Source organism: Bacillus luti (assembly GCF_009739945.1).
Taxonomy (GTDB): Bacteria; Bacillota; Bacilli; order Bacillales; family Bacillaceae_G; genus Bacillus_A; species Bacillus_A luti.
In genome coordinates, this window is the sequence record NZ_CP040336.1 from 4875751 (window position 1) to 4895197 (window position 19447).

General features: G+C 37.0%; 19 protein-coding genes. 1 reads left to right on the forward strand and 18 read right to left on the reverse strand.

The features are described from left to right. Positions 1–45: 45 nt before the first annotated feature. From EUC40_RS24545 to acpS, 6 genes are all read right to left on the reverse strand, one after another. Positions 46–2214, reverse strand: a complete 2169-nt coding sequence (locus EUC40_RS24545; protein WP_156576813.1) for a Tex family protein — start codon at positions 2212–2214, stop codon at positions 46–48. A gap of 67 nt (positions 2215–2281) precedes the next feature. Beyond that, a complete protein-coding gene (gene ndoA / locus EUC40_RS24550; RefSeq protein WP_000635965.1) occupies positions 2282–2632 on the reverse strand; it encodes a type II toxin-antitoxin system endoribonuclease NdoA in 351 nt (116 codons plus the stop codon). Positions 2633–2636: 4 nt separating this feature from the next. Then, positions 2637–2924 (reverse strand): antitoxin EndoAI, encoded by a 288-nt coding sequence (locus EUC40_RS24555; protein WP_000004570.1) that lies wholly within the window; start codon positions 2922–2924, stop codon positions 2637–2639. 300 nt (positions 2925–3224) lie between these two features. Next, entirely contained in the window at positions 3225–4394 is a 1170-nt protein-coding gene (alr, locus tag EUC40_RS24560; RefSeq protein WP_071712633.1) for an alanine racemase, read from the reverse strand. A gap of 118 nt (positions 4395–4512) precedes the next feature. Continuing rightward, positions 4513–5463, reverse strand: a complete 951-nt coding sequence (locus EUC40_RS24565; protein WP_071712636.1) for a LolA family protein — start codon at positions 5461–5463, stop codon at positions 4513–4515. A gap of 156 nt (positions 5464–5619) precedes the next feature. Beyond that, positions 5620–5979: a holo-ACP synthase gene (gene acpS / locus EUC40_RS24570; protein ID WP_000635046.1), complete on the reverse strand. Its 360-nt coding sequence runs from the start codon at positions 5977–5979 to the stop codon at positions 5620–5622. Between the two features lie 92 nt (positions 5980–6071). On the opposite strand from acpS, the gene EUC40_RS24575 reads away from it, so the two are divergent. Then, complete coding sequence (locus EUC40_RS24575; RefSeq protein WP_156576814.1) at positions 6072–6644, forward strand: rhomboid family intramembrane serine protease; 573 nt, start codon at positions 6072–6074, stop codon at positions 6642–6644. On the opposite strand, the gene uvsE is transcribed toward EUC40_RS24575, so the two are convergent. The 12 genes from uvsE to EUC40_RS24635 all read right to left on the reverse strand — a co-directional run bounded on the left by uvsE (position 6637) and on the right by EUC40_RS24635 (position 19423). Continuing rightward, positions 6637–7599 carry a UV DNA damage repair endonuclease UvsE gene (gene uvsE, locus EUC40_RS24580; RefSeq protein ID WP_156576815.1) on the reverse strand — a complete coding sequence of 321 codons (963 nt, stop codon included), beginning with the start codon at positions 7597–7599 and terminating at the stop codon, positions 6637–6639. The two genes, EUC40_RS24575 and uvsE, sit on opposite strands and share 8 nt — an antisense overlap. A 96-nt stretch (positions 7600–7695) precedes the next feature. Continuing rightward, positions 7696–9282: a degradosome RNA helicase CshA gene (gene cshA, locus EUC40_RS24585; RefSeq protein WP_071712630.1), complete on the reverse strand. Its 1587-nt coding sequence runs from the start codon at positions 9280–9282 to the stop codon at positions 7696–7698. Between the two features lie 305 nt (positions 9283–9587). Beyond that, complete coding sequence (gene murF / locus EUC40_RS24590) at positions 9588–10964, reverse strand: UDP-N-acetylmuramoyl-tripeptide--D-alanyl-D-alanine ligase (RefSeq protein ID WP_156576816.1); 1377 nt, start codon at positions 10962–10964, stop codon at positions 9588–9590. Positions 10965–11024: 60 nt separating this feature from the next. Then, a complete protein-coding gene (locus EUC40_RS24595; RefSeq protein ID WP_071712628.1) occupies positions 11025–12110 on the reverse strand; it encodes a D-alanine--D-alanine ligase in 1086 nt (361 codons plus the stop codon). 251 nt (positions 12111–12361) lie between these two features. Then, entirely contained in the window at positions 12362–13633 is a 1272-nt protein-coding gene (locus tag EUC40_RS24600; protein WP_000843523.1) for an MDR family MFS transporter, read from the reverse strand. Between the two features lie 108 nt (positions 13634–13741). After that, complete coding sequence (bcaP, locus tag EUC40_RS24605; RefSeq protein WP_156576817.1) at positions 13742–15157, reverse strand: branched-chain amino acid transporter BcaP; 1416 nt, start codon at positions 15155–15157, stop codon at positions 13742–13744. Between the two features lie 231 nt (positions 15158–15388). Beyond that, positions 15389–16561, reverse strand: a complete 1173-nt coding sequence (locus tag EUC40_RS24610) for a homogentisate 1,2-dioxygenase (RefSeq protein WP_156576818.1) — start codon at positions 16559–16561, stop codon at positions 15389–15391. Next, positions 16527–17483 carry a fumarylacetoacetate hydrolase family protein gene (locus EUC40_RS24615; RefSeq protein ID WP_156576819.1) on the reverse strand — a complete coding sequence of 319 codons (957 nt, stop codon included), beginning with the start codon at positions 17481–17483 and terminating at the stop codon, positions 16527–16529. Before EUC40_RS24615 ends, EUC40_RS24610 begins: the two co-directional genes overlap by 35 nt. Before the next feature lie 66 nt (positions 17484–17549). Continuing rightward, the gene (hppD, locus tag EUC40_RS24620) at positions 17550–18668 is read right to left on the reverse strand and encodes a 4-hydroxyphenylpyruvate dioxygenase (protein ID WP_000810912.1); all 1119 of its coding nucleotides are present in this window, start codon (positions 18666–18668) and stop codon (positions 17550–17552) included. A 336-nt stretch (positions 18669–19004) separates the two neighbouring features. Then, positions 19005–19115 (reverse strand): DUF3948 family protein, encoded by a 111-nt coding sequence (locus tag EUC40_RS24625; protein WP_001083682.1) that lies wholly within the window; start codon positions 19113–19115, stop codon positions 19005–19007. A gap of 49 nt (positions 19116–19164) precedes the next feature. Next, on the reverse strand, positions 19165–19281 hold the full coding sequence (locus tag EUC40_RS24630) for a DUF3948 family protein (protein ID WP_156576820.1): 117 nt from the start codon (positions 19279–19281) through the stop codon (positions 19165–19167). A gap of 34 nt (positions 19282–19315) precedes the next feature. After that, on the reverse strand, positions 19316–19423 hold the full coding sequence (locus tag EUC40_RS24635; RefSeq protein ID WP_000664237.1) for a DUF3948 family protein: 108 nt from the start codon (positions 19421–19423) through the stop codon (positions 19316–19318). Between the last annotated feature and the right edge of the window lie 24 nt (positions 19424–19447).

A 19447-nucleotide genomic window follows, 5' to 3' on the forward strand; every position in this document is an offset into this window, starting at 1 on the left:
TTACCCAATAAAAAAAAGAGCAGTTTCATCTGCTCTCTTCTCTTATTATTCAATCGGCAACATGGATAATGCGACACGACCTTTTTTTGTATCAATATCATCGACCCATACCTTTACAATTTGCCCGACAGATACAATATCTAACGGATGCTTCACATATTGTGTACTTAGCTTAGAAATATGTACTAAACCATCTTGCTTTACACCAACATCAACAAAAGCACCAAAATCAACAACGTTACGAACGGTTCCTTCTAGTTCCATACCACGTTTTAAATCTTCTAATTTCAAAATCCCTTTTTTCAGAAGTGGTTTAGGCAACTCATCTCTCATGTCTCGCTCTGGACTAATAAGCGCATCTATAATATCCACTAATGTCGGTTCCCCAACTCCCGTTTCTTGAGACAACTTAGAAATCTCTACTTCTTCTAAGCTCTTTTGTAAATGCAATTGTCCTACATCATCTTTTGATAAACCTAAACTCTTCAATAACAATTCAACATTTTTATATTGTTCTGGATGAATTCCTGTTCGATCTAATGGATTCGCCCCTTCTAATATACGTAAGAAACCTATACATTGTTCGTACGTCTTTGCACCTAAGCGCGGGATTTTCTTTAATTCCGTGCGTTTCGTAAATTTCCCATCTTCTTCTCTCTTTGCCACAATATTTTTCGCAACAGTTTTCGATAAACCAGAAACATATTGTAATAATGCAACTGAAGCCGTATTTACATTAACACCAACTTGGTTAACTGCCGTCTCAACTACAAATGTTAATGATTCATTCAATCTCTTTTGAGATACATCATGTTGGTACTGTCCAACCCCAACTGATTTAGGATCAATCTTCACAAGTTCAGCAAGCGGATCTTGCAGACGTCTACCGATAGAAACCGCACTTCTTTCTTCAACCTGTAAATCCGGGAATTCCTCACGGGCTAAATCAGAAGCCGAATACACACTCGCACCAGCTTCGTTCACAATAATATAGAAGACTTCTCGTTTCACATTTTGTAATACATCAACTATAAATTCTTCTGATTCTCTAGAAGCTGTACCATTCCCAATCGCAATCATTTCAACTTCATATTTATCTATAATAGAAAGAACTTCCGCTTTTGCAGCTTCATATTTACGAACTGGCGGATGGGGATAAATAACACCAATATGTAGAACCTTCCCTGTATCATCTACTACAGCTAATTTACAACCCGTTCTATATGCAGGGTCTACAGCTAACACCACTTTCCCTTTCATAGGAGGTTGTAATAGTAAGTTACGTAAATTCTCAGAGAAAATATGTATCGCTTGTTCCTCAGCTGTTTCTGTTAATTCTTTTCGAATCTCTCTTTCAATTGAAGATTGAATTAATCGTTTATAGCTATCTTCAATCGCTAATTGTACATAATGTGCACTTTTAGACTCGTTATCACGAATTACTTTCTTATATAAGAAACTTAATATCTCATCTACTGGCGGAACAACAGCAATTCTCAATATATCTTCTTTCTCACCACGATTCATCGCTAGTACACGATGCGGCACTACTTTCTGCAACGGTTCTTCATAACTGTAATACATTTCATATATATTCTTTTCATCTTTTTCTTCATCTTTTACAGCCGAAGACATAATGCCTTTTCTAAACGTAACATTCCGAATCCAACTACGATATGCAGCTTCATCTGAAACGATTTCTGCGATAATGTCTTGAGCACCTTGTAATGCCTCTTCTGCAGTTTGTACTTCTTTCTCGACATCAATAAATTCTATCGCCTTTTTATTTGGATCTTCTTTTTTATATAACAATAACCATTCAGCTAACGGTTCTAATCCTTTTTCTTTTGCAATCGTCGCTTTCGTTCTTCTTTTTTCTTTATATGGACGATATAAATCTTCTACTTCTTGCAACTTTGTAGCTTTAACAATTTGCTGACGTAACTCTTCTGTCAGTTTCCCCTTCTCATCAATAAGACGAAGAACCTCTTCCTTCCTACCTTCAAGTTGCAGCATATATTGCCATCTCTCTAAAATCGCACGAATTTGCACTTCATCTAAAGAGCCTGTCCATTCTTTTCGGTAACGAGCAATAAATGGAACTGTGTTACCTTCTTCTGTTAATTGAATAACATGACGAACCTGCTTTTCGGTAAAGCCTAATTCTTTCACTAACATTTTCATTAACGCTTGTCGATTATCTACCATTTCCATATACAACCGTAACCTCCTCTATAATAAAAAAAGTTGCCCTGCAAAGAGAGCAACTTAAACTGCCGATTTAAAAATCTATTAGTCCTAAACTAATTTGTAACGCTTCATCTACACGACTCATCATCACTTCATCCAAATGAGTGATTTTGTCCGTTAAGCGTTGCTTATCGATTGTTCGAATCTGCTCAAGTAAAATAACAGAATCTCTCTCAAAACCGTACTTTTTCGCATCAATTTCCACATGAGTGGGTAATTTCGCTTTTTGAATCTGTGCAGTAATAGCCGCTACAATCACCGTTGGACTAAAACGATTTCCGATGTCATTTTGAATGACAAGAACCGGACGAACGCCTCCTTGCTCAGAACCAACAACTGGGGAAAGGTCTGCAAAATACACGTCGCCGCGTTTTACAATCAAAATATTACCCCCCGCTAACTAAGCGTTCTACTGTATGAGCTGCTTCATACTCTGCTAAGAAAGCTTCAGATGCAATACCAAGATTAATTTTTCCCATTTCAATGTACCCACGTCGCATTGATTCATGTTGGTAGCGTTTCTTCGTCTTATGTTGACGCAATAACAGTTGTGTTGCCTGGCAAATTAGTTCATGGCGATTCTTATTCTCTTGTTTTCCAATTCCGTCCAATTCCGTTACCATTTGCTTTGGCAACCGAACCACGATTTCAGTAGTTACACTTGATTCGGACACAAAAATACACCTCCACCGTCAACTACACACCCAAATATATATATGACACCTATTGTAATAATACCATTGTATGGAGCCTGTTGCAAAGACTTCCTTATTCCTTGCTTATGTTTTCCAATTCACAAGCAAAACATTCATCTTCCATTATTTTTTATCTCATTTTAAACAAGAATCAAAAGAATTCCTCTGCAAAACTTATATGAAAAGCGATTATAAGTAAAAAGCTTTTCGTCAAAAAAGAGCTTATTCTCCAACAATGAAAAACCCCCTCAAATGACAAAAAGCAAATCACACTACCTTCTATATACTATTTAAATAATTAATTACCTCTACAACCTTTCCATGCCGTATAAATATTCTCGGTACACGGAAACTTATCGTTGCGATAATTTCATAATTAATAGTCCCGGAGTATTCAGCAACCTCAGTAGCGCTAATATACTCATCACCTTGTCTTCCGATGAGTGTAACTCTCGTACCAAGCGGCACTTCACAAGGAAGATGTATCATAAATTGATCCATCGTTACTCGCCCTACAATCGGTACTCTTTTACCATTTACAAGCACTTCAAATCCTTGTAATCTTCTAAGCCAGCCATCTGCATAGCCAATTGCAACAGTCGCAATCCATTCTTCAGTTTTTGTTCGGTACGTGACGTTATAACTAATCCCATCCCCTTTAATCACCTGTTTAATATGAGCAACCTTCGTATGAAGCGACAACGCTGGTTCTAATTCAAACGGTAAAAAAGGACGTATTTCTACAGAAGGGGATAACCCATACATCGCAATACCAACTCGCACCGCATTAAATGTAATTCCTTGAAAACGTAACGTTGCAGCACTATTAGCCGTGTGGACAAATTTAGGATCCACTCCGAATTCTTTCAACCAACTTAACTGCTCTAAGAATGTGTTATATTGCTTATCAAAGTAAGAAGTCTCCACTTCATCTGCTGTTGCAAAATGTGTATAAACCCCTTCTAACTCTAAAAACGGTGCACCTTCTAAACTCTTCAAGAATCCTTTTAATTCTTTGCGTTCTCGTATTCCGATTCTTCCCATACCACTATCAAAATTAATGTGGAATTTCATTATAGATGAACCGTCCCAAAGTTTTATTGCTTCGTCCACCCATTCTTTTTGAAAAACAGTTAGTGCTACATCATTTTCAGCGGCTACATTTACATCACGGGGCGGAGAAGGGCCTAACACTAAAATCGGAGCAGTAATACCAGCTCTCCGAAGCACTAATGCTTCATCTAAAAAAGCAACTGCTAACCTTGTCGCTCCTGCTTCTAATGCAGTTTTAGCCACCGGTACATAATCGTGTCCATATGCATTCGCTTTAACTACAGCAAAAATCTCTACATCACTTGGAATAAATTCTTTAATGTGCGTAATATTGTTATAAATCGCGTCTAAATCTACTTCTACCCAAGTGTCACGGTAAAATGGTGCTTCTTCCATAAATACACTTCCTTATACACGATATGCGAAGCTTATTCTTTTATATGCTTCTTTTATGAAATCCAGCCTTCAAACTAAGAAAAGACGTGGTGCATATATAGCACCACGTCTAAAAAGTTTACTTCACCTGCTTCGCTGTAACTGAACGAGCAACCATTAACAGCTCCTTCGGCTCTAAACCTTTAGACACGAGCATATATTCTACTCCGTTATGCGACCACGTTAGAGAATCTTTCGTCAATGCGCCAATCGTGAAACCAAGATCAACCAATTCCCCACTTACACTTATCGCCGACGAAGCCTCTGCAACTTTTGCCTTTTCTTGTATTAAAGTAAAGGATTTCTTATTTCCAGTGTATGTGAGTATCGCACGCTTGCCACTGTCTGTCTGCAACTCTTTTTCGTCTTTCAATGTCACACCTTGTGGCGTATCTCTTGGATACAAAATAGCAAATGGTTTGTCTTCTTTTGCTGTTGTTGGTACATCCACTTGCGCTCTAGACATATTTTGCTTTGTATCAAATGCACCTTTATCAAATTTTGCATCGAACTTCACTTTAGAGAAATCTACTTTTACAAGAACGTTTTGATCATTATCCATTAACTTCACCGAAACCGGTGTTAGATCACTCTTCTTCAATGTAATCTCTTGCTTCGGTAACATATTTTGATGTTGATAGTTTGTTTTGGTCTTAAAAATATAATACTTATCTGTTTTCTCGAAAGTAAGATTTTTCTTATCCTGCAAAATATCTCTCACAAGCGATTCATATAAATAAGCCTGGCTACTATTTTGCGGCCAATCACTTTGAAAACGGAAACTCTTATTAAGCGCCGGCGTTAATACAAATACACCTTCTTCATTTCTTAAAATAATTTGACTTTGATCTTTTTTCGCATTCTGTAAATTCACACGATAAAAAGAAGGTTCTTTATGCCAAATTTCCACTTTATACTCCTGAGGCTCATTCCCTGTTTTAATAGACAATTTCGCTTCAGCTTGATAACTTTTCATCCCTTTCACTTTCGCCTCTAAATCTCTCACGACATCATCCTGTTTCTTCTCCATACAACCCGCCAACACAAAAACGGTTAATAAACCGACAAGAACTAAAAACAGACGCCTTTTCATCACTTCAGCCCCTTTGCCCCTATAAATGAATGGAAGATATGCCTTCCTTATCGCTACCTCAAATATATGAGACAAAGATATAAAATATGCAGACTAGCGTGACGAGCTTTCTAAAACAACTTGAGCGACAGCAAATTCCTTACTATGACTAATTGATAAATGAACAATATGCTCTGTATTTGCAATAAGAATCGGCTTACCTCTATCATCATTTCTTACTTCAACATCTAAAAAACTCACTTCTTTCCCGATACCAGTCCCTACCGCTTTTGAATACGCCTCTTTCGCTGCAAATCTTCCAGCTACAAATTCCGTAAGGCGACTTCCTTTCATTTCCTTAGCAACATTACGTTCACTTTCAGTTAAAATACGTTCCATAAATTTAAGCTTTCCATCTAGCATTTTTTCAATTCTATTCAATTCAATAATATCGATTCCAATCCCTACAATCATTTCGAAATCCCCTTCTTCTATTTAGCTTTACTCTTTCATACTGTAAGAATAACAGAGATTCTTTATGATGCAAAAGGAGTGATACTAACAACATGCTATTACGATTTGCACGCATTCCCTTACAACCAATTATCATCTCTTTACTTCTTATACAGTTAGTCATGTTTATGTTAAGCGACTTTTCTCTATTTCCTCTGGCAGCCTATAATGAATATATCTCTAAAGGAGAATGGTGGCGTCTCATAACTTCCCTACTTGTACATGTAGACTTACAACATTTTCTTTCTAATAGTATTTGTTTATTTGTACTTGGTTCTTCTATTGAAAGGCAGCTAGGACATTTTTCCTTCATCATTATTTTTTTCCTTTCTGGCATTCTCGGAAATATTTCTACTTATATTATTATGCCTCTTGAATATATTCACGCCGGAGCATCCGGCGGTATTTTTGGATTGCTAGGTGCACAATTATTCCTATTGTATAGTCGATATCGTTCTTCCAACCCAAGAGACATCGCTATTTTTTCAATCATGATATTTATATTACTACTATTTACTTTCTTTAATCCCTCTGCCAATCCTATAAGCCACTTAACAGGATTGATCATTGGTGGTATTTGCACCCCTTTATTAACAAAAAAATTCGATGGTGCAGAGCTCATTTAATATAAAAGCTCGCACCATCGACAATTTCTACATCTGTTTGTTTACTTAAATCTCTCATGAGTTGGAATAAAGACTCATCCTTCTTCTTCGCCTCAATCATACAATCAATTTGTCCAACACTACCCTTTATCCTTCTTAAAAAAGATACAAATGCCTCAACATCAATAAAATCAGCATGCGCTCTTGGATCTTTCTCGTCCCTAGGGCTAGAAATGTGCATTTTCACTGGTAACAAAGACGATTCCCACGTATGTACAACACGCGCCCAATCTTCATGCCAATCTTCTCGATCATTATTCATCATATGGTGATGTAAATCAAATACAACGGGAATGTCCAATTTTTCTCCTAAATATAATGTTTCCTCGAGCGTAAAAGTTGTATCATCATTTTCTAACATAATCATTTCCTGAATACCTCTTGGTACATTAGACCAATTCTCTATAAAACGCTCTAATGCGAGCTCTTTATCTTTATATCCACCCCCAACATGCATTACACATCGTTGCTTATGTTCAATCCCCATACCTTTTAATAATTTTCTATGCATTTGTAATGTCTTTACAGATTGTTTAAAAATATTCTCCTCAGCCGAATTGAGTACAACAAAATGATCTGGATGAAAATCAATACGCATATTCATTCGAATGGCGTAATCACCTAGCGCTTTTAAATTTTCTTTTAAGGGACGAATGTAGTTCCACTCTAACAACTCCTCATGATTCGCTAAAGGAATCAGCTTAGAACTAAGTCGAAAAAAGGATATATCATGGCCTTTATTATGTTTTAATAACCGTAAGCAATTTTCCAAATTCGAATTAGCAATCCTTTCAAGTTTACGAATCGCCGCTTCCCGATCATCTATTTTTTGAAACTGCGCGTACGTCATCGTTTGAGATGGAGATGCATTTTTCAAATGTACACTCATCGCAACATACCCAAGTCTTACAAGCATGTAACACCTCATTTCTACACAAGTTATTATGTAGTATGTACAATTACAGAAATAAAAAAAGAGAATGCCGGAAAAGGGCATTCTCTTTTTTTGCTATTAAGCTTGTGGCTTACGGCTATGATGTTTTCTTTCGCCGCGTCCAGTTGAAGAACCTGGGCGACCTTGACCTTCGCCTCTGCGACCACGGTTACCATCACGGCTACCCTCGCGATTGCGATCACGGTTACCGTCACGATTACGGCCATCACGATTACGGTCACGGTTACGACCATCGCCACTGCGTCCGTCACGACTACGATTACGGTTACCATCACGGTATCCGCCTCCGTTACCACCGCGTTTTTTAGAACCGCCACCTCTTGAAACAACTGGTGGTTCTGATGTTAAAGCGATTGGAGTTGTATCCGGCTCTTTTGTCATCATTTTTAAAGCAGCAGCTACTACTGTTACAGAGTCATTCTCTTCTAACATTTCTTCTGCAATACGCTTGTAGTATGATAAGTTATCACTTTCAATTGTGCTTTGAAGTTTTTCAGCGATTAAACGTTGTTGACCTTCTAGTGCCTCGTCAAGTGTCGGTGCTTCCATACGATCAACTTTACGTTTTGTTGTACGCTCGATATTTTTCAATTGTCCTGATTCACGTGGTGTTACAAATAGCATTGCAATACCTTTTTTACCTGCACGACCAGTACGGCCGATACGGTGAACGTATGATTCTGGATCTTGAGGAATATCGAAGTTGTATACGTGAGTTACGCCTGAAATATCAAGACCACGTGCAGCAACGTCTGTTGCAACAAGAACTTCGATAGCACCTTCTTTAAATTTACGTAATACAGACATACGTTTCGCCTGCGTTAAATCACCATGGATACCTTCTGCTGCATAACCACGTAAGTTTAATGCTTCTGATAATTCATCAACACGACGCTTTGTACGACCGAATACGATTGCAAGCTCTGGAGATTGAATATCTAGTAAGCGTGTTAACACGTCAAACTTTTTCTTTTCTTGCACTTCTAAATAGAACTGCTGAATGTTTGGCATTGTTACTTCTTTTGCTTTTACTTTAATGTGTTGAGGCTCAGTCATGAAACGCTCAGCAATACGACGGATTGGATCTGGCATTGTCGCTGAGAATAGTAATGTTTGATGTGTTTCTGGCACATCTGTTAAAATTGCTTCAATATCTTCAATGAAGCCCATGTTTAACATTTCATCCGCTTCGTCAAGAACAACTGTCTCTACGTTTTGTAGGCGAAGTGTTTTACGGTTAATATGATCTAAAATACGACCCGGCGTACCAACAATAATGTGTGGGTGTTTTTTTAGAGCACGAATTTGGCGGTTAATATCTTGACCACCATAGATTGGTAAAATACGAACACGTTTATGTTTACCAATTTTGTATAGCTCTTCTCCAACTTGAATTGCTAATTCACGCGTTGGCGCGATAACAATACCTTGAACTGCTTCTTTATTTGTATCCACTTTATCTAATAGTGGTAATCCGAATGCTGCCGTTTTCCCTGTACCTGTTTGTGCTTGCCCAATAATATCTTTACCTTGCAATGCATGTGGAATTGTTTCAGCTTGAATCGGCGTAGCCTCTTCAAAGCCCATACTTTCAACTGATTGCAGTAAAGACTCACTTAATCCTAATTCTCGAAATGTTGTCAATGTTACTTCTCCTTTTCTATCCTATACTTATCATTTAAAAAAAGGCGTTTTCCGAATTTGCGGAAAAGCCCTTTTCCTGAATACTCACGTATATAACCGGGCGTATATTCTTCACGAAAATACTTCTAAACGTTATTACACTTTATCAATTATAAGTTTTGTATGTGCAAAAAGCAAACCCAACTGTTACCTTATTTCATATTCAGGGCCTTTTTCTTTACTTTTATTTTTTTATCATTTACTGTAAGCGCTTATTATAAGTTTCTTCCATTTTCGTAACTATCATCCCTATTTATATACGCCAATTATTTCAACATCGTAATTACTTCCTCTAATTTCATGCCACGAGATGCTTTTACTAATACAACATCTTTCACATCAACTACTGCTTGTAAATCCTTTACTAGCGCTTCTTTATTATCATACGCCTTTACACGTTCGCTAGGGAAGTTAATTTTCGCTCCTTCAGCAATTTGAGCCCCTAATCTACCATATGTGAATACAAATGCGATTTTTGCTGGATCGATTAATTTCCCTACCTCATAATGAAATTGCACTTCTTGATCTCCAAGTTCTAACATATCTCCAAGTACAACGATTTTTTTAGCGAATCCATCTAAACCATTCATTAAATGGAATGCTGCTTCCATAGCTGTCGGACTTGCATTGTACGCATCATTGATAATAGTTAATCCACTATCTGTTTTTACAATTTCCATACGCATGCCCGTCATTTGAAGTGTTACTAATCCTTGTTTCATTTCTTCCCACGTTACACCAAAATGTTTCGCAATTGCCATTGAAGCAAGTGTATTATACACATTATGTTTCCCTAACACCGGTAGGTAGAATGAAATATTTTCATCTTTATTCATCTTAAAGTGTGTCCCAGTCGCCTGTAATGTTACAGTCGTTGGATAATAATCATTTGCTCTAGCATCACCGAAAGTAACTGTTTCAGCCATTAAATTCATTTCAGGAACACGATTTGTTAATAATGGCTCATCTCCGTTATATACGAATACTCCACCTTCCTGTAATCCTGTCACAATCTCTAACTTCGCTTCAGCAATTGCCTCACGAGAACCTAAATCCATTAAATGTGCTTCACCAATATTCGTAATGATAGCTGCATTAGGACGAGCTAACTTAGATAAGAATTCAATTTCCCCTCGGCTTGACATACCCATTTCTAATACCGCTACTTCTGTATTTTCTTCTAGGTTTAAAATCGTAAGAGGTAAGCCAATATGGTTATTGAAGTTTCCTTCTGTTTTTTGAACTTTAAATTTAGTTGCAAGAAGACTCGTTACAATATCTTTCGTAGATGTTTTACCGTTACTACCTGTCACACCTACAACTTTAACATCCAATTGATCACGATAGCTTTTCGCTAACATTTGTAATGCCGATAGCGTATCTTCTACAAAGATAACTGGAAGATTCTCAGGCGGATTTGCTACATCTTTCATCCATAATGTAGCAACAGCTCCACTTTCAACAGCTTTATCTACAAAAGCATGTCCATCGAAACGTTCCCCTTGAATCGGAACATATAAATTTCCTTTTTCAATTTTTCTCGTATCAATAGACACCCCTTGTATAATAATTCCCTCATATTGCTCTGCTAATCCCGTACCATTTATCATCTGTTCTACTTGTTTTAACGTTCGATTTATCATGAAAACACTCCTTACATAGAGGAAGCACTATTCCTATGAATAGTGCCTCCTCCTTTATTGTTAGATTGTATATTTAATTTTTTGTTTTTCTTCGTGACGTTCAATCGCGAAACGAATTAGCTCTTCAATTAATTGAGGATACGGTAATCCAGTATGTTGCCATAATAGAGGGAACATACTAAACGGCGTAAATCCTGGCATCGTATTTACTTCGTTAATATATACTTCGCCATCTTTCGTTAAGAAGAAATCAGCTCGCGTTAAACCAGCACCGTCTAAAGATTGGAACGCAATGATCGCATCTCGCTTAATGACATTAGACTCTTCTTCTGTCATTTCAGCTGGAATAATTAATGCTGTATCGCCATCGATGTATTTTGACTTGTAATCATAGAAATCTTTTTTCGGTACAATTTCACCTACAACTGAACATTTTGGTTCATCATTACCTAATACACCAACTTCTACTTCACGTCCAACAATATTTTCTTCTACAATAATTTTGCGGTCAAATTGGAATGCCTCTTCAAATGCGTTCTCAAGTTCTTCACGATCTTTACACTTATTAATACCAACACTTGAACCAAGGTTTGCTGGTTTTACGAAGCAAGGATATCCTAATACTTCTTCTACTTTTTCATATGCTGTTTCACGCTCTTTTTCCCATGCGCTACGAATGAAAGATGCATATTTCGCTTGTTTCAATCCAGCTTCTGCAAAGATATTTTTCATAACAACTTTATCCATACCAGCAGCTGATGCTAGCACACCATTTCCTACATAAGGAATGTTCATTAATTCTAATAATCCTTGAACCGTTCCATCTTCACCGTTTGGTCCATGTAGTAATGGGAAAATAACGTCGATAGCATTTTCCTCAGAAGTTGCAGATGGAATAATTTCTGTGCTTAATGATAACGGAGAAATCGCATGTTCTGCACCGCTCATTTTTAAAGCTTCTACCTCTGTTACTTCACCTTCAATACGCTCACCGCGTACCCATTGACCTTGCTCTGTAATATAAATTGGATGAATCTCGAATTTATCTTGATTTAATGCTTTAATAGCAGCAAGAGCCGTTTGTAGCGAAACTTGATGCTCAGCTGATTTTCCACCATATAATAAACCTAATTTAATTTTTGTCACTGAAATCACCCTAACCAATTGTTTTCATTTTTCTATTTTAGCACTTTTTATAAAAATAGGTAGTTCCTATTTGAAATAAAATGCAACTTCCACAAATAATTAAATGACACCACTTATTGGTTTTCTACACTTTTTCTATTTCACTTTCTTCATAACTATACAGAAGTGAATTTTAAAATAAAATCATAATCCAATCTAGTTATGTACCTAAAATATGTAGAAATCCCCTTTTTGTGTATGTCATCTACTCATTAAGAAGACTGTTTGGTTAGTGTGTCTTTTTGCCTTTGTTCAACGAGACGATCTAAAGAAACATATACAATACCCGCAACTACACACCCTACAGCTAAAATTGTAAATAGAAAGTGACCAAGTAATCGATCTAATAAAAACCCTCCTAAAAGTGGGCCGAATGCACTTCCTGTAATCCACTGCAAACTGGCAGCTCCCATATAAGTCCCTCTCAAATGTTCAGGGGCCAAATTCGCTACAAACGTCATCTGGACAGGCGACATAATCATCTCACCTAACGTATATATGGCATAAACGAACAGCAACGTTATTAAAATAACTGTAGCATTTGTATCGAATTCTCCAAACCACTTTGGTAACCACCCTATAAAAAATAATCCAATGCCGAATAAACATGCACCATATAACATCGTTTTTCCGACAGGTTTATCTGCGGCCCATTTTGAAATTTGAAATTGGAACAACACAACTAACAGTCCATTTAGAGCCATTAAATATGGGTATGGATTGTTAACCCCAAAAATACCATTCATTTCATTATCAAAGTGTAGCGGCAACATACCTTCTGTTTGAGAAAAACCCATCGAAATAACGATACCTGCCAATAAGTAAATCATTAATGCCTTATCTCGCATTACAATTTTCCAAACTGCCCCAGATTCCTTTTCTATATTCTCTTCTTTATTTGTATCCTTCGGCATTGTCTCTTGAATAAGAAGTAATACTAGTAATGCATAAAAAAGCATCGTAGAAGAGGCAATAATAAACACAAGGTTCTTTGACAACACAACTACTGATGCTCCCATTATCGGACCAATCGCAGCACCTATATTGTGTCCCATTCGCAATAAACCATATGCTTCTGTTCTTTTTTCTGGTGCCGTTACATCCGCAACCATCGCTGATGCAGCTGGATGAAATAGCGAATTACTTAATCCTAAAAAAACAGATAAAATCGCATACGGAATAAATCCTTCTATAAATAAAAAACCGAGCATCAATAATGCATTACTCACCATCGAAAATATCATAATTGGCTTTCTTCCATATATATCAGCAATTCTCCCGCCTATAATAGCTCCAAAGCTTGCAGCAATTGGAGAAAGCGCCATAATAACTCCGACCTGTAATAATGAATCTACCTTATCTTTTAAATATAATGCGAAAAAGGGCATTAACATCATCATTGCAATTCCATTCAACGTCTCGCCGACAAATCGAATCCATACGTTACGATCCATCGCCCTTAACTCATGCCACGTACTTTTCATAATCCCACCCCTTTATTTAACCAACAATTATCTTATAACAATTTCAGAACAATGTAAATTTTCAGAATAAAAAATCCATCCTAAAATAATTAGAATGGATTTTCCCTCTTATAAATTCGCTACATCATCTTCTTCTTTACTATTATTTAAAGCGCTATGCTTTCGGCTATATAGGAAGTAAACTGCTATACCGATAACCATCCACACTCCAAAACTAATCCACGCTGTCCCTGATAATTGAAGCATTAAGTATAAACAAAAAATTACTGTTAATGCTGGCAAAACTGGTACAAGTGGCGCCTTAAATGCTCTTGGTAAATCAGGATGAGTTCTTCTCATTACAATAACAGCAACAGCTACAAGTGCAAAAGCTGATAAAGTCCCCATATTTACAAGATGTGCTAACACATTTAAATCTATTAATCCTGAAATAAGTGCTGCAATAATTCCCGTTGTCCATGTATTTAAAAACGGTGTTTTAAACTTCGGATGAACTTTAGCAAGACGCTTCGGCAATAACCCATCACGGCTCATCGCATAGGAAACGCGAACTTGCCCGTACATCATAACTAGCATTACAGTTGTAATTCCTGTGATCGCCCCTACTGAAATTACCCCCGCTAAACTATCTTGTCCAATAAATTGAAGTGCAAAAGCAACCGGATCTGATATATTTAGCTGTCCGTATGGAACTATTCCTGTCAAAATAAGCGAAACAACGATATAAAGTATCGTACAAATTAATAATGATGCAATAATACCGATTGGTAAATCACGTTGCGGGCGCTTCACTTCTTCTGCAGCTGTTGAAACTGCATCAAACCCTATAAATGCGAAAAATACTGTAGCCGCCCCAGCCATTACACCATCTAAACCAAATGGCATAAAAGGCGTCCAGTTTTCAGGTTTCACATAATTAAAACCAGCAAAAATAAAAATAAGAACAACTGCTATTTTAATAAATACCATAATATTATTTATGCGTGCACTTTCACGAACACCTCTAGATAAAAGAACTGTCATCAATAAAATAATGAGAACAGCAGGTAAATCAATTATTCCACCCTTTCCTGTACCGGGTGCCGAGGAGAGAATGGTCGGAATATGAATCCCGAATCCTTTTAATAAAGATTGAAAATACGCGGACCATCCATTCGCCACAGCAGATGTGGCAAGTAAATATTCAAGCATCAAATCCCATCCAATTAAAAATGCAAATACCTCTCCCATCGTCGCATATGTGTACGTATACACACTACCAGAGACAGGAACTGAAGAAGCGAATTCAGCATAACAAAATGCAGCAAAGGCACAAGCTAACGCGGCTATTGCAAATGATAATATAATAGCTGGTCCAGAATGTTTTGCTGCTACCACGCCCGTTAGAACAAAAATGCCTGTTCCAACAATTGCCCCAATTCCAAGCATAGTTAAATCTAATGCGCCCAATGTTCTTGCTAATGTCTTTTGCTTGCTTTCTTGCATTAACTTTTCAATAGGCTTCTTTTGAAATATTTGCTTCATAGCTTGCTCCTCCAAGTTTTAAATTTTCTGAAAATTTTTAATTTGCTTTTTCATTTTACTCATAACACTTTTGTCAGTCAATACTTTTGTCGAAATAAGTAGAAATTCTTCTGAATATTCACTATTTTTATCGTTCATTCTATATATCTTTCTATATGTTTTTTTGGTATTATTATACATGTCGATTCCATAAAAGAGGCATACTCACTTAGTGAGTATGCCTCTTTTCACTTATTTTACAGTATATGAGCCCTCTTCAATCCAGCTATACATATACTTTTCATCTTCTGTTTCATGTGCTTGTTTTACAATACGTAGCGGACGGAATGTATCTATCATAACAGCTAATTCGAGCGTTTCTTTCTTTCCTATACTTGCCTCTGTTTTCCCAGGATGTGGTCCATGCGGAATACCGCTCGGATGAAGTGTAATAGACCCTTCCTCCACACCTTTTCGGCTCATAAAGTTTCCTTCTACATAGTACAGTACTTCATCACTATTCACGTTACTATGATAATATGGTGCCGGAATAGATTCTGGATGATAATCGTATAAACGTGGTACGAAAGAACAGATGACGAAATTGTGTCCCTCGAACGTTTGATGTACTGGCGGCGGCTGATGAATACGACCTGTAATTGGTTCAAAATCCTCTACATTAAACACCCAAGGATATAAATAACCATCCCATCCAACAACATCTAATGGATGATGTCCTAGAACATGTTTATGCATATACCCTCTCGACTTTGTCATTACGACAAACTCACCTTTTTCATCATACGTCTCTAATTTTTCTGGACCACGAATATCTCTTTCACAAAACGGACTATGTTCTAACAATTGTCCATACTCATTACGATAACGACGTGGCGTTGTAATTTGGCTATTAGCCTCTACAACAAGAAACTTTGTCTCTCCTGCACCTGGAATAACACGATAAATCGTTCCAATTGGGATCGTTACATAGTCACCTTTTCTATAGTGAATCGTTCCAAACATCGTTTCAATTTTCCCTGTTCCATAATGAACAAATAGCATTTCATCGCCATCACCATTACGGTAGAAATAATCCATTTTTTCTGTTGGGCTCACTACTCCAATTAATACATCTTCATTTCCAAGTATGAAGTTTCTCCCACTTACTGCATCGCCAGTTTTTTTGTTTTCCTTCGTACGAAAATGACGATGAGCAAGAGCTACATCTTCTTCATACTGCAACTGACAAGAATGAGATAATGCCGCATGACCTACTTCTGTTGGCATATAATGATGGTACAAAATAGACTGCGTACCAGAGAAACCTTTTGTTCCCATTACCTGTTCACGATAAAGCGATCCATCTTTCTTACGGAATTGTACATGTCGTTTATGAGGTAGCTCCCCCATGTGACGATAAAACATGCCCATCACCTGCTTTCCTTTCTTTTTTGACCGTATTACATAATGTACCTAAACCAGTAATCGCAAGTTCTACAACATCACCATCTTGTAGCCACTCTTCCGTGCCAAGTTCTAAAACACAACCTGTCCCTACTGTTCCAGACCCAATCACATCACCAGGATATAACGTAACATCCTCCGAAGCTCGTTCAATCATCTCTGCGAATGTATAGTAAATATCTTGAAAATTACCCTTCGATAATAGCTTTCCATTTACATGAGCAGTCATCTCTAAATCATACCGATTTCCATTACGATACACGTCTAATTCTTCTTTCGTAACGAGATATGCTCCTAATGAAGTTGCAAAGTCTTTTCCCTTCGCTGGACCAAGCCCAACTTTCATTTCAGTTGCTTGTAAATCCCTTGCACTCCAGTCGTTCATAATACAATAACCAAAAATATATTCCTCTGCTTGCTCACGAGAAATATTCCGTCCTTCTTTTCCAATTACACAAGCAATCTCTAACTCATAATCAAGCTTTTTAGACTTATCCGGACCCATTACAAAATCATTTGGTCCAATAACAGCACGATGGTTAGTAAAATAAAAAACCGGGATATCATACCATTCAGGTACCACATCTAACCCTCTTCGCCCGCGCGCTGTTTTTACATGCTGTTCAAACGCATAAAAATCTCGAATGCTGCTTGGATTAGGAAGAGCAGCCGTCAACTGTACTTCCTCTAAAGAATATATACCCTTGTTTGGATTCGTAATATTACGCACTACTTCTACATACTCATCTGCTTTCTCTAAAAAGGCGAACATAGAAGAAGGTAATTTCCCATCACTCGCGAGATTCATATCGATTACTTTGTCACCTTCAATCCACCCAGCTCGCATTTCTTTTGAAGGGAGACGAAATGTAACAAATTTCATCATGATTCCTCCCTATGAAAATGAAATTTCCACCAGCAATAGGAATTTTGCTGGTGGATACAAACCTTATAAGTTTCCGCGACGCTCTTGTTCTCTTTCAATTGATTCAAACAATGCTTTAAAATTACCTTCACCGAATCCACGAGAACCTTTACGTTGGATAATTTCAATAAATAAAGTCGGACGGTCTACAATTGGTTTCGTAAAGATTTGTAGTAAATAACCTTCATCATCACGATCCACTAAAATTTTCAATTCTTTTAGCCTATCAATTTCTTCATCAATTTTTCCAACTCGTGCAGTTAACTCATCATAATACGTATCTGGTGTATCTAAAAACTCCACACCATTTGCGCGAAGCGCTTCGACTGTTTTCACAATATCATTTGTTAATAACGCCAGATGTTGCACACCTGCTCCATTATAGAATTCTAGATATTCTTGAATTTGCGATTTTCTCTTTCCATCTGCCGGTTCGTTAATAGGAAACTTAATACGACTTCCATTCGTCATAACTTTCGACATTAACGCTGAGTACTCTGTACTAATATCATCATCATCGAAATGGATCATTTGTTTAAAGCCCATAACGTTCTCATAATAACTAACCCATTCCTCCATTTTCTCAACATTACCAACTACATGGTCTACAGCAATTAACCCAGACTCCTCAAACGGAATATTAAACTCCACCTTTTGGAATCCTGGCATAAATGTCCCTTTATAATTTTTACGCTCTACAAGCGTATGAATTGTATCACCATACGTACCAATAACTGCTTTTTTCAATGTACCGTTCTCATCTGTTAACTCCTCAGGTGGAGCAATCGCGACAGCACCACGTTTCACTGCCTCCGAGTATGCTTTATCAACGTCATCAACAAGTAAAGCCACGTCTTTCACTCCGTCACCATGAGTCTTTACAAACTCTGCGATACGATTATCGCTACCTAGAGCTCCAGACACAACGAAACGCATATTTTTTTGCACAAGAACATAGGATACCTTTTCACGGTTTCCAGTCTCTAATCCAGAATAAGCCACAATTTTGAATCCGAAAGCTCTAGCAAGATAATAGCTTGATTGCTTTGCATTTCCTACGTAAAATTCCAAATGATCTACATCACGTACCGGGAAAAAATCCTCCATTTGTGCAGCTAGCGTATCCATAGATTTTTGTTTCATAAAATACTCATCCCCCTGTAAATAGATTAAATGATTCATACTTAAACCAACCAGAAAACGCTTCCAACATTCATTAATAAAATTAGTTAGCAAGCTAACAAATTATGACCTTTAAAATTTTCTATCTTTTCTGTCAAATTCCTCTTTTTTCTTCCAGATAAAATTCGACTTTTTTCTTTTTAAAGTAAAACTTTACTCATTGGGGATTTACGGGATAATGGGATAACATGAATACTTGAGGGTATGTACGAGGAAAATAAAAAAGACCCCAACATATTAACTATTTACTAATACGTTAGAGTCTTTATTTTTTTTGAATGATTGTATTTATATATCTCATACTAATATATTTGCAAGGAATAGAATAAATGATGTTAATACTACCGCTCCACCTAATGATCCTAATAAATCTGTTTTTGTTACTTGTAACATTTGTTCACTGTTCATATTCCTCATTCTCCCTTCGTTTATCTTGTGTTACAAAACAAAACTTCTATTATACTAATACGCTTGATAAAAATACGATTAATGCTGTTAATACTACTGCTCCACTTGCTGATCCTACGAAATCACCTTTTGTTACTTGTAATACTTGCTCTTTCATATCTTCCATTCTCCCTTCCTTTGTTTTTGTTACAAAACTTCTATTATACTAATACACTTGATAGAAATACGATTAATGCTGTTAATACTACTGCTCCACTTGCTGATCCTACGAAGTCACCTTTTGTTACTTGTAATACTTGCTCTTTCATATCTTCCATTCTCCCTTCCTTTGT

Bases quoted from the DNA above. Each gene is read 5' to 3' on its own strand.
- EUC40_RS24545 (WP_156576813.1), bottom strand. From the start codon at position 2,214: ATGGAAATGGTAGATAATCGACAAGCGTTAATGAAAATGTTAGTGAAA.
- EUC40_RS24630 (WP_156576820.1), bottom strand. From the start codon at position 19,281: ATGGAAGATATGAAAGAGCAAGTATTACAAGTAACAAAAGGTGATTTC.
- EUC40_RS24635 (WP_000664237.1), bottom strand. From the start codon at position 19,423: ATGAAAGAGCAAGTATTACAAGTAACAAAAGGTGACTTCGTAGGATCA.
- bcaP (WP_156576817.1), bottom strand. From the start codon at position 15,157: ATGAAGCAAATATTTCAAAAGAAGCCTATTGAAAAGTTAATGCAAGAA.
- EUC40_RS24565 (WP_071712636.1), bottom strand. From the start codon at position 5,463: ATGGAGAAGAAACAGGATGATGTCGTGAGAGATTTAGAGGCGAAAGTG.
- EUC40_RS24600 (WP_000843523.1), bottom strand. From the start codon at position 13,633: ATGAAAAGTACGTGGCATGAGTTAAGGGCGATGGATCGTAACGTATGG.
- EUC40_RS24615 (WP_156576819.1), bottom strand. From the start codon at position 17,483: ATGAAATTTGTTACATTTCGTCTCCCTTCAAAAGAAATGCGAGCTGGG.
- alr (WP_071712633.1), bottom strand. From the start codon at position 4,394: ATGGAAGAAGCACCATTTTACCGTGACACTTGGGTAGAAGTAGATTTA.
- EUC40_RS24610 (WP_156576818.1), bottom strand. From the start codon at position 16,561: ATGTTTTATCGTCACATGGGGGAGCTACCTCATAAACGACATGTACAA.
- hppD (WP_000810912.1), bottom strand. From the start codon at position 18,668: ATGAAACAAAAATCTATGGATACGCTAGCTGCACAAATGGAGGATTTT.
- murF (WP_156576816.1), bottom strand. From the start codon at position 10,964: ATGATAAATCGAACGTTAAAACAAGTAGAACAGATGATAAATGGTACG.
- uvsE (WP_156576815.1), bottom strand. From the start codon at position 7,599: ATGCTTGTAAGACTTGGGTATGTTGCGATGAGTGTACATTTGAAAAAT.
- EUC40_RS24575 (WP_156576814.1), top strand. From the start codon at position 6,072: ATGCTATTACGATTTGCACGCATTCCCTTACAACCAATTATCATCTCT.
- EUC40_RS24625 (WP_001083682.1), bottom strand. From the start codon at position 19,115: ATGAACAGTGAACAAATGTTACAAGTAACAAAAACAGATTTATTAGGA.
- acpS (WP_000635046.1), bottom strand. From the start codon at position 5,979: ATGATTGTAGGGATTGGAATCGATATTATTGAATTGAATAGAATTGAA.